12 protein-coding genes are annotated in these 13,854 nt (G+C 76.1%); 6 read left to right on the plus strand and 6 right to left on the minus strand.

The annotated features are described in order from the left end of the window. Window positions 1-283 precede the first annotated feature (283 nt). Together ACI8AC_RS15610 and ACI8AC_RS15615 are read left to right on the plus strand one after the other, a co-directional pair. Window positions 284-1,669: a neutral zinc metallopeptidase gene (locus tag ACI8AC_RS15610; protein WP_456898712.1), complete on the plus strand. Its 1,386-nt coding sequence runs from the start codon at window positions 284-286 to the stop codon at window positions 1,667-1,669. Window positions 1,670-1,718: 49 nt separating this feature from the next. Continuing rightward, window positions 1,719-3,116, plus strand: coding sequence for a neutral zinc metallopeptidase (locus ACI8AC_RS15615; protein ID WP_456898713.1), 1,398 nt, complete (start codon window positions 1,719-1,721; stop codon window positions 3,114-3,116). A gap of 162 nt (window positions 3,117-3,278) precedes the next feature. Here the strand turns inward: ACI8AC_RS15615 and ACI8AC_RS15620 are convergent, their stop codons facing one another. The 5 genes from ACI8AC_RS15620 to ACI8AC_RS15640 all read right to left on the minus strand — a co-directional run bounded on the left by ACI8AC_RS15620 (window position 3,279) and on the right by ACI8AC_RS15640 (window position 8,587). After that, on the minus strand, window positions 3,279-4,244 hold the full coding sequence (locus ACI8AC_RS15620; RefSeq protein ID WP_456898714.1) for a tetratricopeptide repeat protein: 966 nt from the start codon (window positions 4,242-4,244) through the stop codon (window positions 3,279-3,281). 8 nt (window positions 4,245-4,252) lie between these two features. Further along, window positions 4,253-4,813, minus strand: coding sequence for a MarR family winged helix-turn-helix transcriptional regulator (locus tag ACI8AC_RS15625; RefSeq protein WP_456898715.1), 561 nt, complete (start codon window positions 4,811-4,813; stop codon window positions 4,253-4,255). 73 nt (window positions 4,814-4,886) lie between these two features. After that, window positions 4,887-6,356 (minus strand): phytoene desaturase family protein, encoded by a 1,470-nt coding sequence (locus ACI8AC_RS15630; RefSeq protein ID WP_456898716.1) that lies wholly within the window; start codon window positions 6,354-6,356, stop codon window positions 4,887-4,889. 24 nt (window positions 6,357-6,380) lie between these two features. Further along, a complete protein-coding gene (gene meaB, locus ACI8AC_RS15635) occupies window positions 6,381-7,334 on the minus strand; it encodes a methylmalonyl Co-A mutase-associated GTPase MeaB (protein WP_456898717.1) in 954 nt (317 codons plus the stop codon). A 62-nt stretch (window positions 7,335-7,396) separates the two neighbouring features. After that, window positions 7,397-8,587 carry an acetyl-CoA C-acetyltransferase gene (locus ACI8AC_RS15640; protein WP_456898718.1) on the minus strand — a complete coding sequence of 397 codons (1,191 nt, stop codon included), beginning with the start codon at window positions 8,585-8,587 and terminating at the stop codon, window positions 7,397-7,399. Between the two features lie 204 nt (window positions 8,588-8,791). Here ACI8AC_RS15640 and mce point away from each other — a divergent pair, with 204 nt between their 5' ends. The 4 genes from mce to ACI8AC_RS15660 all read left to right on the plus strand — a co-directional run bounded on the left by mce (window position 8,792) and on the right by ACI8AC_RS15660 (window position 13,493). After that, entirely contained in the window at window positions 8,792-9,247 is a 456-nt protein-coding gene (gene mce / locus ACI8AC_RS15645) for a methylmalonyl-CoA epimerase (RefSeq protein ID WP_456898719.1), read from the plus strand. Window positions 9,248-9,346: 99 nt separating this feature from the next. Continuing rightward, complete coding sequence (gene ccrA, locus ACI8AC_RS15650) at window positions 9,347-10,678, plus strand: crotonyl-CoA carboxylase/reductase (RefSeq protein ID WP_456898720.1); 1,332 nt, start codon at window positions 9,347-9,349, stop codon at window positions 10,676-10,678. A gap of 166 nt (window positions 10,679-10,844) precedes the next feature. Then, the gene (locus ACI8AC_RS15655) at window positions 10,845-12,146 is read left to right on the plus strand and encodes a hypothetical protein (protein ID WP_456898721.1); all 1,302 of its coding nucleotides are present in this window, start codon (window positions 10,845-10,847) and stop codon (window positions 12,144-12,146) included. 102 nt (window positions 12,147-12,248) lie between these two features. Further along, window positions 12,249-13,493, plus strand: a complete 1,245-nt coding sequence (locus ACI8AC_RS15660) for a class F sortase (RefSeq protein ID WP_456898722.1) — start codon at window positions 12,249-12,251, stop codon at window positions 13,491-13,493. 64 nt (window positions 13,494-13,557) lie between these two features. Here the strand turns inward: ACI8AC_RS15660 and ACI8AC_RS15665 are convergent, their stop codons facing one another. Continuing rightward, the gene (locus ACI8AC_RS15665; RefSeq protein WP_456898723.1) at window positions 13,558-13,794 is read right to left on the minus strand and encodes a hypothetical protein; all 237 of its coding nucleotides are present in this window, start codon (window positions 13,792-13,794) and stop codon (window positions 13,558-13,560) included. Window positions 13,795-13,854: the final 60 nt, after the last annotated feature.

A 13,854-nucleotide genomic window follows, 5' to 3' on the forward strand; every position in this document is an offset into this window, starting at 1 on the left:
CACGCACACCCCGCAGCGACGACCCCCCCACCCCCGCCCCCCCCCCGCCGCCCCCGGACCTCCCCCCCCCCCCCCCCCCCCCCCCCCCCCCCCCCCCCCCCCCCCCCCCCCCCCCCCCCCCCCGGGGACCTGCGCGTGAGCAGCCGGTCACGGCGGGCTGACGAACTCATCGGACCGCGACGTGGCGAAACACCCCTCGACGGGCGGGCAGCGGGCATCATGTGCCGGCTCCGCCCGCCGCCGGTGCGCGGCGGCACCGTCCGACCCGAGGGAACCAGGCTCCATGAGGCATGTCCTGAGCCGCGCGATCGCCGCGGCCGCCGTGGGCAGCGTGCTGCTCGCAGGTTGCTCCACCACGGTCACCGGGACCGCCTCCGCGGCCCGCCCGGTCACCGACGTGACGGCCGAGGAGTTCCTCGTCACCGGGGCCACCGACAGCGACATCGACCGCTACGCGCGCAACGCGCTGGCCGACCTCACCACCTTCTGGGAGCAGGCCTACCCCGAGTTCTACGGCGAGCCGCTGACCCCTCTGCAGGGTGGTTACTTCTCCGTCGACGCCGACGACATCGACGAGAGCCTCTACCCCCCGACCGGGGTCGGCTGCGCCCGGCTGCCCATCGACCCGGCGGAGGTGGAGGGCAACGCCTTCTACGAGCTGAACTGCGACGTCATCGTCTACGACAGCTCCTTGCTGGAGGAGCTCGGTGAGCTGCACGGCCGCTTCCTCGGACCGGCGGTGATGGCCCACGAGTTCGGCCACGCCATGCAGGGCCGGTTCGGCTTCAGCGAGGTGACGATCCGCGACGAGACGCAGGCCGACTGCTTCGCCGGCGCGTTCACCCGCTGGGTCGTCGACGGCAACGCCGAGCACGTCGCGCTGCGGGTCTCCGAGCTCGACGACGTCCTGCTCGGCTTCATCGAGCTTCGCGACCCGGTCGGGCTCACCGACGAGACGGCCGAGGGCGCCCACGGATCGGGCTTCGACCGCGTCTCCGGCTTCTACGCCGGGTACACCGGCGGTGTCGGTACCTGCCGCGACGAGTTCGGCCCCGGGCGCGTGTTCACGGCCGCCGAGTTCGACGAGACGGAGGAGGCCACCGAGGGCAACGCCGCGTACGAGGAGATCCAGCAGATCGTCGACCTGACCCTGCCGGCCTTCTACGACTCGTGGTTCCCGCAGGTCAGCGGCGCCGCCTTCGACGCCCCGGCCGTCGAGCCCTTCGACGGCACCGCCCCCGCGTGCGGTGACATGGGTGCCGAGGACCGGGACCTGGGCTACTGCGCCGCGGACTCGACCGTCTACGCCGACGAGACCGACCTGCTCCTGCCCGCCTACCAGGAGTTCGGCGACTTCGCGGTGGCCACCGCGATCTCGCTGCCCTACGCCCAGGCGGCGCGGGCGCAGCTCGGGCTGTCCACCGACGACAGCGCCGGCACCGTCTCGACGGTCTGCCTGACCGGCTGGTACGCCGCCCGGTTCTTCGACGGCGACTTCGAGGGGACCCAGCTGTCCCCCGGCGACGTCGACGAGGCGATCCTGTTCCTCCTCGGCCACGGGCAGGACGACTCCGTGCTGCCCAACGTGGAGCTGTCCGGCTTCGAGCTCGTCGGCGCCTTCCGGGACGGGTTCCTGCAGGGCGGTACCGCCTGCGACCTGGGGGTCTGACCCGCCCGGGCGGCGGGGGCGGCGCGGCGGTGCGACGATCGGGCCCGAGATGCCTGCGCACCCACCGTGTCGAGCGGCCGCGGCCCTGGTGGCCGCGGCCGTCCTGCTGCTGGTCACCGGTTGCTCGGTGGTCATCGTCGGCCGGGCCACGCCCGGGCAGGCCCCGCAGCCGGACGTCGACCCCGACGCGGTCGGCATCACCGGTGCGGGGGAGGGGTCGATCGACGTGCAGGCCCGCAACGCGCTGGCCGACCTGGAGGCCTACTGGGCGGTCCAGCTCCCGGCGGTCTGGGGGCAGGACTTCGTGCCGCTGCAGGGCGGCTACTTCAGCGTCGACCCGGGCGACGTCGACCCGGCCGCCTACCCGCAGGGGATCGGCTGCGGCGCGGACCCCGCCGAGGTGGAGGGCAACGCGTTCTACTGCCAGGCGCCCAACGTGCCCAACTCCGACGCGATCAGCTACGACCGGGCATTCCTGACCGAGCTGGCCGAGGGGTACGGCCGGTTCATCCCGGCCCTGGTGATGGCCCACGAGTTCGGGCACGCCGTCCAGGCCCGGGTGGGCTACCCCGACTACTCCATCTCCGTCGAGACCCAGGCCGACTGCCTGGCCGGGGCCTGGACCGGGTGGGTGGCCGACGGGGAGGCGGAGTTCAGCCAGATCCGGGCGCCCGAGCTCGACGAGGTGCTGCGCGGATACCTGCTCCTGCGGGACCCGGTGGGCACCGGCATCACCGTGGAGGCCGCGCACGGGTCCTACTTCGACCGCGTCTCGGCCTTCCAGGAGGGCTTCGAGGCCGGCCCCACCGCCTGCCGGGACAACTTCTCCGCGCAACGGCCCTTCACCCAGAGCGCCTTCGACGACCCGCGGGACCTCGCCAGCGGCGGCAACGCCCCGTTCGCCGAGACGCTGGACATCGCCGGCACGGCCCTGCCGGAGTTCTGGACCCTCGCCTTCGACCAGGTCTTCGGCGAGACGTTCCAGCCCCCCGACCTCGAGGCCTTCCGCGGCGGGCCCCCCGGGTGCGCGCCGGCGGACCTCGACCTCGTGTACTGCCCGGACGAGGCGGTGGTGGGCTTCGACGTCGAGGACCTCGCCGGGCCCGTGTACGAGGAGCTCGGCGGGGCGGACTACGCCGTCATCACCGCGGTCTCGCTGCCCTACGCCCTCGCCGCACGCGACCAGCTGGGGCTGTCGACCGACGACGAGGACGCCGTCCGGTCGGCGGTCTGCCTGACCGGCTGGTTCTCCGCGGTGTTCTCCGACGGCACCCTCACCTCCGCCGACATCTCCCCGGGCGACGTCGACGAGAGCGTGCAGTTCCTCCTCGCCTACGGCAACGACCCGGCGGTCGTCCCCGCGGTCGAGCTCACCGGCTTCGGCCTGGTCGACCTGTTCCGGAACGGCTTCTTCCAGGGGCCGTCCGCCTGCGACGTCGGCGTCTGAGCCGAGGACCGGCGCAGGCGTCTGAGCCGAGGACCGGCGCAGGCGTCTGAGCCGAGGACCGGCGCAGGCGCCCGCGCCGAGCCTGCGAGGCGCGGGGAGGACGTGGCCCCCCTGCAGGGCCCCGCCGCGAGCTCGCGAGCGGCGGGGGGCAGGGGGGTCCTTTCAGTAGAGCGCGAGGGTGAGGGCCCGCCGCGCGTCGGCCACGCGGGGGTCCTGGTCCCCGACCACGCCGAACAGCTCCACCAGGTGCCTGCGCGCCTCGTCGCGGTCGTCCCCGGCGGTCCGCCGCACCACGTCGAGCAGCCGGGCGAAGGCGCCCTCGACGTCCCCGGTGCCGAGCAGGAAGTCCGCCGCGCGGGTCTGCGCGGCGACGTCGTCCGGAGCGGCGTCGGCCGCGGCCAGCGCGTCGGGGCCGGCGGCGTCCGCGCGCCGGAACAGCTGCACCTGCCGCAGGGCCAGCCCGGCCACGGGGTGGTCGGGCTCGGCGTCGAGGATGGCCTGGTAGGCGGCCTCGGCCGCGGCCAGGTCACCGCGCTCCAGCGCCGACTCGGCGACGTCGAGCCGCGGGTCCTCGGCCTCGGCCGGACCGGCCTCCCCGCCGGGGACGGCGCCGCCGGTCGTGGCGCGGACCAGCTCGGTGACGAACTGGCGGGCCTGCTCCTCGGGGATCGCGCCGGTGAACTCGGCCACCAGCTGCCCCTGCCAGACGGCCTTGACCGCGGGGATGCCCTGGACCCGCAGGCCCTGGGCGAGCGCCGGGTTGGCGTCGACGTCGACCTTGGCCAGGACCCAGGACCCGCCGCCCTCGGCGGCCAGCCGCTCGAGCACCGGGGAGAGCTGCTTGCAGGGGCCGCACCACTCGGCCCAGAGGTCGAGGACGACCGGGGCCTGGAACGAGCGGTCGAGCACCTCGGTCTGGAAGGTCGCCTCGGTCACGTCGACGACCGCGGAGCCGGGGGCGCCGGCCGGGCCGCCGGCTGCGGGCGGCGGCGCGGACTGGGCCCGGGCCGCGGCCTCGGACCGGGCCTTGACCGCGGCGAGGTCGACGGCACCGGCCATGGCGGCGGCCATCTGCGCCTGCTGGGCCTGCGCGCGCGGGTCTGGACGTCCGGGGCGGGTCGGCTGCATGACCTCGATCATCCCACCGCGCTGCGCGGGTCCGCCCGGGGTGTCGCCCCGGCCGGCGGGGCGGCGTCGGCGACGTCGCCGGCGGCCAGGCGCACCCGCCGCAGGATGCCGAAGAGCGTGTCGAGCTCGTTCTCGGCCAGGTCCCCCAGCCCGAAGTCCAGCCCGGTGAGCGCGGCGGTCGCCTCCTCGACGACGGCGCGCCCGCGCTCGGTGATCCTGGCCAGGACGCCGCGCCCGTCGGCCGGGTTGGGCCGGCGCTCGACGTAGCCGGCGGCCACGAGCCGGTCGATGGCGTTGGTGACGCTGGTCGGGTGCACCATGAGCCGGCTGCCGATCACCTTGAGCGGCAGCTCCCCGGTTCGGCTGAAGGTGAGCAGCACCAGGACCTCGTAGCGGGCGAAGGTGAGCCCGTGCGGCCGCAGGGCGGCGTCGAAGCGGGCCAGCAGGATCTGCTGGACCCGGAACACCGACGTGGCCGCGCGCATGGCGGCCGCGGGGCCGAAGCGCTGCTCCCAGGTCTCGCCGGCGCGCTCGATGGGGTCGAACGGCAGCCCCAGCGGTCGGCTCATGGTCCGACAGGTTACGTGCCGGCCCGCTCGCGGCCCCGGGCTGCGGCGCCCGCGGGGGGCCGGGGACGGCGGGTCAGACCGGGGCGGGCCGCAGCGCCGGGACCTCCCGTACCCCGAAGACGTCGGCCAGGGCGACCCGGGCCGCGTTGTCCCCGCACATGCCGTGCACGGCCGGCCCGGGCGGGGTCGCCGCCGAGGCCAGGTACACCCCGCGCACCGGCGTCCGGTAGGTGTTCCAGCGCGGCACCGGCCGGGCCAGCATCTGCAGGAGCGAGGCCTCGCCGTTGGAGATGTCGCCGCCGATGTGGTTGGGGTTCCACCGCTCCATCTCGGTGGCGTCCTTCGTGGCGCGCGCGACGACCGTGTCGCGGAACCCCGGCGCGAACCGCTCGACCTGCGCCTCGATCCGCTCGGTCATGTCCACCGGGCAGCCGTGCGGCACGTGCACGTAGGCCCAGAACACGTGCTCGCCCCCGGGGGCGCGGGTCGGGTCGACGACGGTGGGCTGGACGGCGAGCACGTAGGGCCGCTCGACGACCCGGCCGTGCGCGGGCCCCTCCTCCCCCGCCATCGTCTCGGCCAGCGTGCCGGCGACGTGCACGGTGCCGGCCCGGCGCACCTCGGGGTTGGTCCAGGGCACGGGCTCGGAGAGGATCCAGTCGATCTTGAAGACCCCGGGGCCGTGCCGGTAGCGGCCCACCCACCGCCGGTAGCCCTCGTGCACCCGGTCCCCGGCCATCGCGACGAAGGCGCGGGGCGAGGTGTCCAGCAGCACGGCCGGGACCCCCTCGAACTCCCGCAGGTCGGTGACCAGGTGCCCGGTGACGACCTCGCCGCCCTGCTGCTCCAGCGCGGTGACCATCGCGTCGGCGAGCGCCTGGGAGCCGCCCTCCACCAGCGGCCAGCCCCCGTGGTGGGCCAGCATGCCCAGGACCATGCCGAGGCCGGCGGTCAGCGGCCGCGACAGGTCGAGCATGCCGTGCGCGGCGGCCCCGGCGATGAGGGCCTGGCCCTCCTCGCCGTCGAAGTACCGCCGGGCCAGCCAGCGCACGTTGGGCAGCGCCTCGAGCCCGAACCGCGTGATGGCGCCGATGCTGCGGGTGGGCAGCCGGCGCAGCCGGCTGGTGAGGAAGAAGTCGATGACGTCGTCGGCGTGCTCGACCAGGGGGCCGAACAGCCGCTCGTAGGCCGGCCCGTCGGCGCCGAGCCCCGCCGCGGTCGCGGCCAGCGAGTGCCGGGAGACCGCGGCCCGGCCGCCGTCGAGCGGGTGCGCGTAGCAGATCTCCGGGTGGACCAGCCGGACCCCGCGGCCGGGCAGGTCGAACTCCTCGAAGAAGGGGGACGCCGCGGCCATCGGGTGCACCGTCGAGCAGACGTCGTGCCGGACACCGGAGCGGATCAGCTCCTCGGTGCGCATGCCGCCACCCGGCCGGTCGGCCTGCTCGACCACCTGCACCCGCAGCCCGGCCGCGGCCAGCCGGAGGGCGGCGGCCAGGCCGTTGGGCCCGGCTCCGACGACGACGGCGTCCGGTTTCCCGTTCACCCCGACATCCTGCCCCGGCAGGGGTCAGAGCCGCGCGACCAGATCGTCGGCCGCGCGGTAGGCGTCGGTCTCCCCCGCCACCACCCGCTCGGCGAGGGCGTGCAGCGCGGCGGACCCGCGGACCTCCCCCATCCGCCGCCGGAGGCCGTCGAGGGCCACCGCCTCGACCTCCCGCTCGGCCCGCCGCGTGCGCCGGCGGTGCCCCTCCCCCGAGGCGGCGAGCCAGCCCCGGTGCGCGGCGACCGCGTCGAGCACCGCCTCGACCCCGCTGCCGGTCTCCCGGACCGCGACGGTGCGGCACACGGGCGGCCGCCACCCCTCCGGCCGGTCGGCGCCGCTGCCCAGCCGGGTCATCGCCCGCAGGTCCCGCACCGTCCGGTCCGCGCCCTCCCGGTCGGCCTTGTTGACCACCAGGACGTCGGCCACCTCGAGGATGCCGGCCTTGGCCGCCTGGATGCCGTCGCCCATGCCGGGGGCGAGCAGGACGACGGTGGTGTCGGCCAGCGAGGCGACGTCGAGCTCGGACTGCCCCACGCCCACCGTCTCGACCAGCACCACGTCGCAGCCTGCGGCGTCCAGCACGCGCAGCGCCAGCGGGGTGGCCACGGCCAGGCCCCCGAGGTGGCCGCGGGTGGCCATCGAGCGGATGTAGACGCCGTCGTCGCCGGCCGCCTGCTGCATGCGCACCCGGTCGCCGAGCAGCGCGCCGCCGGAGAAGGGGGACGACGGGTCGACCGCCAGGACGCCGACGCGCCGGCCGGCCTGCCGCAGCGCCCGCACCAGGGCCGCCGTCGTCGTCGACTTGCCGACACCGGGGGCACCGGTCAGGCCGACGACCTGGGCGCGGCCGCCGTGCGGCGTGAGGGCGGCCGCGACCTCGCGCACCGCCGGGCCTGCGTCCTCGACGACCGAGATGAGCCGCGCGACGGCGCGGGCCTCGCCGCGGCGGGCGCGCTCGACGAGGTCACCGGCGTCCACCGCGCGCCGGCCCCGCCTCCCGGGGTGGGAGGCGGGGCCGGCTGCGTCCTGGAGCGGGTCGGTCACCCGCGGGCGGGGACCCGGAGGACCAGCGCGTCCCCCTGCCCGCCGCCGCCGCAGAGCGCGGCGGCGCCGACGCCCCCGCCGCGGCGGCCGAGCTCGAGGGCCAGGTGCAGGACGATGCGGGCGCCGCTCATGCCGATCGGGTGGCCCAGGGCGATCGCGCCGCCGTTGGGGTTGACCTTCTCGGGGTCGATGCCCAGCTCGCGGGTGGAGACGATGCCGACCGCGGCGAAGGCCTCGTTGAGCTCCACGAGGTCGAGGTCGGCCGGGTCGATGCCCTCGCGCGCGCAGGCCTTCTGGATCGCCCGGGACGGCTGGCTCTGCAGCGTGGCGTCGGGGCCGGCGACCACGCCGTGCGCGCCGATCTCGGCCAGCGGGGTCAGCCCCAGCTCGGCGGCCTTCTCGGCGCTCATGACCACGACCGCGCAGGCGCCGTCGGAGATCTGCGAGGCCGACCCCGCGGTGATCGTGCCGTCCTTGCCGAAGGCCGGCTTGAGCTTGGCCAGGGTCTCGGCCGTGGTGTCGGCGCGGATGCCCTCGTCCTCGCGGAACTCGATCGGGTCGCCCTTGCGCTGCGGGATCAGCACGGGGGTGATCTCGTCGTCGAAGAGGCCGTTCTTCTGCGCGGCGGCGGCCTTCTGGTGGCTGGCCGCGGCGAAGGCGTCCTGCTCCTCGCGGGTCAGCTCGTAGCGGCCGTTGGCCCGCTCCGTCAGGACCCCCATGGCGACCTGGTCGAAGGTGTCGGAGAGCCCGTCGTGGGCCATCGAGTCCACCAGCGTGGCGTCGCCGTACTTGGTGCCGGTGCGCGAGGTGGGCAGCAGGTGCGGGGCCTGGGTCATCGACTCCATGCCGCCGGCGACCACGATCTCGAACTCGCCGGCCCGGATGAGCTGGTCGGCCAGCGCGATGGCGTCGAGGCCGGACAGGCACACCTTGTTGAGCGTGAACGACGGCACCGACATGGGGATGCCACCGGCGACCGCGGCGGGGCGGGCCGGGTTCTGCCCGGCCCCGGCCTGGATGACCTGCCCCATGATCACGTAGTCGACCTGGTCGCCGGAGAGGCCCGCGCGCTCCAGGGCCGCCTTGATCGCCACGCCACCGAGGTCGGCGGCGGAGAAGTCCTTGAGCGAGCCGAGCAGGCGACCCATCGGGGTGCGGGCGCCGCTGACGATGACCGAGCGGGACATCGAGCCTCCTGTACCGGGGCCGCCGGCACTGGCGACCGGGTGGGGACGGCCGCGACGGGACGCGGCGTCGATCCCCCCGAGGATAGGCGGGGCCCACCGCGCGGTCGACGACCGTGACGCGGAGCACACCGCGGCCGTCCGGCGGCCGCGTGACCCCCGCCACACCGTGATGACGTCCCAGACGTCTTGGGCCACACTCCGTCCGTGACCGACGACGCCCGCACCCGCCTGCCCGCCGGCCTGCTCACGACGATCGACCACGTGGGGATCGCCGTCCCGGACCTCGACGAGGCCCTGGCGTTCTACGCCCGGGCCTTCGAGGTGCGCTCGGTGCACGAGGAGGTCAACGAGGAGCAGGGCGTGCGCGAGGCGATGCTCGCCGTCGGCGACGGCGAGACCCGGATCCAGCTGCTCGCACCCCTGACCCCGGAGTCCACGATCGCGAGGTTCATCGACCGCTCCGGCCCGGGCCTCCAGCAGCTCGCGTTCCGGGTGGACGACGTCGAGGCGGTCGCCGAGACCCTCCGGCAGCGCGGGCTTCGGCTGCTGTACGACACGCCCAAGCGCGGCACGGCCGGCAGCCGGGTCAACTTCGTGCACCCCAAGGACGCCGGCGGCGTCCTGGTCGAGCTCGTGGAACCCGCCCGGTCGGGTCACTGACCAACCCTCCGGACGGGCAGCTGGCACCGCGGCTACCCGCCGGTAACATCCTGCGCCAACCGCACCGCCTCACGAGCCGACGAAGACCCGGGAGACCACGTGGACGACATCAGGGACGCCATCCTCAGCGACCAGCTCGACGCCCTGGCCGGGCTGCCGGTCCCGGAGTCCTACCGGGGGGTGCTGGTGCGCAAGGACGAGCAGGACATGTTCGAGGGCCTGGCCACCCGGGACAAGGACCCCCGCAAGGCGCTGCACGTGGAGGAGGTGCCCACCCCGGAGCTGGGCCCCGGTGAGGCCATCGTGGCGGTGATGGCCTCGTCGGTGAACTACAACACCGTCTGGACGTCGATCTTCGAGCCGGTGTCGACCTTCGGGTTCCTGGAGCGCTACGGCCGGCTGCACGACCTGGCCAAGCGGCACGACCTGCCCTACCACGTGGTCGGCTCGGACCTGGCCGGGGTCGTGCTGCGGACCGGTCCCGGGGTGAACACCTGGAAGCCCGGCGACGAGGTGGTGGCGCACTGCCTGTCGGTCGAGCTGGAGGACCACGCCGGCCACGACGACACGATGCTCGACCCGCAGCAGCGGATCTGGGGCTTCGAGACCAACTTCGGCGGCCTGGCGGAGCTGGCGCTGGTCAAGAGCAACCAGCTGATGCCCAAGCCGGCGCACCTGTCGTGGGAGGAGGCCGCCTCCCCGGGGCTGGTCAACTCCACCGCCTACCGGCAGCTGGTCTCCCGCAACGGCGCGGGCATGAAGCAGGGCGACGTCGTCCTCATCTGGGGGGCGTCGGGCGGGTTGGGGTCCTACGCCACCCAGATGGCCCTCAACGGCGGCGCGATCCCGGTCTGCGTGGTCTCCAGCCCCGAGAAGGCCGACATCGTGCGCTCGATGGGCGCCGAGCTGGTCATCGACCGCTCCGCCGAGGGCTACCGGTTCTGGAAGGACGAGGACACCCAGGACCCCAAGGAGTGGCAGCGCTTCGGCAAGCGCATCCGCGAGCTGACCGGCGGGGACGACCCCGACATCGTCTTCGAGCACCCGGGCCGGGAGACCTTCGGCGCCTCGGTCTACGTCGCCAAGAAGGGCGGCACCATCGTGACCTGCGCCTCCACCAGCGGGTACCTGCACCAGTACGACAACCGCTACCTGTGGATGAACCTCAAGCGGATCGTCGGCAGCCACTTCGCCAACTACAAGGAGGCGTGGGAGGCCAACCGGCTCATCGACCGGGGCCTGGTGCACCCGACCCTGTCGAAGGTCTACCCGATGGACGAGGTCGGCCAGGCCGCCTACGACGTCCACCGCAACCTGCACCAGGGCAAGGTCGGCGTCCTGACCCTCGCCCCCGAGGAAGGCCTCGGCGTCAAGGACACCGCCAAGCGCGAGCGGCACCTCTCCGCGATCAACCGATTCCGGGGAGTGTGAGCGCGCCGCGCCACCGCAGCACCCACCGCGACCTCGCCGGGCTCCCCGGCGGGGTCGCGCGCTGCCGGGCGACCCCGTGGCACGCTCCCCCGGAGGGCGGGGACCGCCCTGCGGCGCAGTAGCCTCGCCGGGCACCCGCCGCGATCGACTCTGCGAGGATGAGAGCATGACCGATCCGCGCCGTGACCCGGTGCCCATGCGTGAGGCCCAGCACTCGTTCGACGTGGTGCTGCGGGGCTACGACCGGCACCAGGTGGCCGAGACGATCGAACGGCTCGACGCCGACATCCGGGTCGCGCTGGCCGACCGGGACGCCGCCATGGGGCGGGCCGCGGACCTCGCCGGGCAGCTGTCGGCCCTGCACGGGGAGCTCGACCAGCTGCGGCGCAAGGCGGCCTCGTCGGGCCCGGCCACCTTCGAGGGCATGAGCGAGCGCATCTCCCACATGCTGCGGCTCGCGGAGGAGGAGGCCGCCGACATCCGGCGCACGGCCGAGGAGGAGGCCCAGGCGCTGCGCGAGCAGACCGCCGCCGAGGAACGGGCCATGCTCGAGCGGCACGCCGCCGGCCAGGCCGAGGTCGAGCGCATGATCGCCGAGGCCCGGCAGAACGCCGAGCAGATCGCCAGCAAGGCGCAGATCCGCGCCGACGAGCTGGTCACCAAGGCGCAGGAGAAGGCCAACCGGCTCGACGCGGAGTCCCAGGCCCGGCGGACGAAGGTCGAGGAGGACTTCGAGATCGCCCAGCGCGCCCGCCGCCAGGAGACCGCGCGCCTGGAGGAGGAGCGCGAGCGGACCTCCGCCGAGCGCGCTCGGCAGCGGATCAGCGCCGCCGAGGAGCACGCCGCCCGGGTGGTCAGCGAGGCCGAGGCGGCCGCGGCGGCGATCCGCGCCGTCCGCGACGAGCTCCTGGGCCGGCTGGCCGACGCCCGCCGCGTCCTCGACGGGCTGCCCGACCTCGGCGACCGCCGCCCGGAGCCGGCCGCGGGTCGCCCGCCCGTGCCCGCGGCCGGCGAGGCCGGCCAGCCCGAGGCCCCCCGCCCGCCGGAGACCGTGCGCCCGACGGAGGCCGCCCGCCCGCCGGAGGCCCTGCGCCCGCCGGAGGTCGCCGGGCCGCAGACCCGGCCGCAGCGCGCGCAGACCTCCACCGGCCCCCAGGAGGCCTCCCCGGCCCCGACCGGGCCGCGGCACGCGGTCCACCCCGGTGACGGGCCGAGCCCCGGGGCGGGCGAGGCCGCCGCGGCCCGGCAGCCCACCCGCCCCCCGGTGCGCGCCGACGCGCCCACCCAGCAGGCGGTCATCCCCCCGGCTCCCTCCCCCCAGCAGACCCAGCAGATCCGCCCGGTCGACCCCGGGGCCACGGCCGGCGACGCGGCGCCCCCCGAGCAGGGGCCGCCCACGCTCGTCCAGCCCGCCGTCCGTCCCGACGCGTCGGACTCGGGGAGCGAGCCGGTCAGCGGCCGCCGCTGAGCACCGGCGGCGCCGGGTCGGCCCGGCGCCGCGGTGCGCCGGGTGGGTACCGGCCGCACGCCGTGCGCGGAAGGGGGACGGCCGACGACGTCTGGGGGGAACGTGGGTCCGTGGGTCCGGGTGCTGGTCGTCCTCGTGGCGGTGGTGGGCGGGGTCCTGACCGGTGCGACGCCGGCCGGCGCCGCACCGGAGGGGCGACCGGGCGCCGGTGAGGGCTGGCTGCGGCTGGCCCACCTCTCCCCCGACACCCCGACCGTCGACGTCTCGATCGGCCCGATCGGCGGGGGGGACCCGGTGGGGACCGCCGACGCGCTGGCCTACGGGGTCGTGACCGACCCCCGGCCGCTCCCGGCGGGCTCGTACGCGGTGGCGCTGCGCGCCGCGGGTGCGGGCCCCCGGACCCCGGCGCTGCTGTCGGTGGCGGTCGACGTGCCCGCCGGCGGCGTCCGCACGGTCGCCGTGTCCGGTCCCTTCGACGACCTCCGGCTCGACGTCCTGGCCGGGGACGCCGCCCCGCCCCCGGCCGGCCGGGTGCGGGTGCGGGTGGTGGCCGCCGCGGCGGACGCCCCGTCGCTCGACGTCACGGCCGGCGGGGTGCCGGTGGCCACCGGCCTGGCGTTCGCCCGGACCTCCGGCTGGGCCGAGGTCCCCGCGGGGACGACGACCCTGCAGGTCACCTCCGACGGGACGCCGAGCGAGGTGCCGGTCGACCTGGCCGCCGGCTCGGCGTGGTCGCTGCTGGTCCTCGACCGGCCCGGCGGTGGGCTGACCGTGCGGCCCGTGCTGGAGGCTGCGGGCGCGTCCGTCGTCCCGGTCGGGGGCGTCGCCGCCGGTGGGACGGTCACCGCCGGCACGGCGGACGAGGGGACGGCGCCCGTCGTCCGCGCCGACCCCGGGACCGCGGGGGCGGTGCCCGTCCGGCTGCGGATCCCGGGGATCGCCGTCGACGCGCCGCTGGACCCCGTGGGGCTGGACGGCGCTGGGACGCTGGCCCCGCCCGCCGTCGCCGACCGGGCCGGCTGGTACACCGGCGCCCCGGCACCCGGGGCCGTGGGGCCCGCGGTGGTGGCCGGGCACGTGGACTCCGCCGCCGGCCCGGCGGTGTTCTGGCGGCTGCGCGAGCTGGCCCCCGGCGACGAGGTGCTCGTCGACCGCGCCGACGGCAGCACGATCCGCTTCACGGTCACCGCCACCACCCGGGTGCCGAAGGCGGCCTTCCCCACCGCGGAGGTCTACGGGCCGGTCCCCGGGGCCGTGCTGCGGCTGGTGACCTGCGGCGGCCCGTTCGACCGCGCACGGGGCAGCTACGCCGACAACGTCGTGGTCACCGCGGTCACGGCGCCCTGACGCCCTGTGGCCTCCCGCAGGGGCCCGCCGCGAGCCTGCGAGCGGTGGGGGGGGAGGAGGTCCTTCATCTCCGGCGGGCGCGGGCCCGCCAGCACGCGGTGTGCCAGTGCCGGCGGTCGTCCGCGGCGCTGGCGGTGTCCCAGGGCTCGAGGTCGGAGTCCCGGGTGAACGCGGCCCAGGTGACCACGTGCGGCGTCCCGGGCCGGATCTCCTGGTCGCAGCCCGGGCAGCGGTAGGTCTTGCCCGTCGCCGAGCCGGTCACCGGGCGGACCACCCAGTCGCCGTCGGCGGCCTCCTCCACCGGGTCGGCGGGACGGGAGGAGGGGCCCCGGCCGGTCGGCCGGGGCCCCTTCCTCGCGTT

This window comes from Geodermatophilus sp. SYSU D00758, assembly GCF_054049955.1.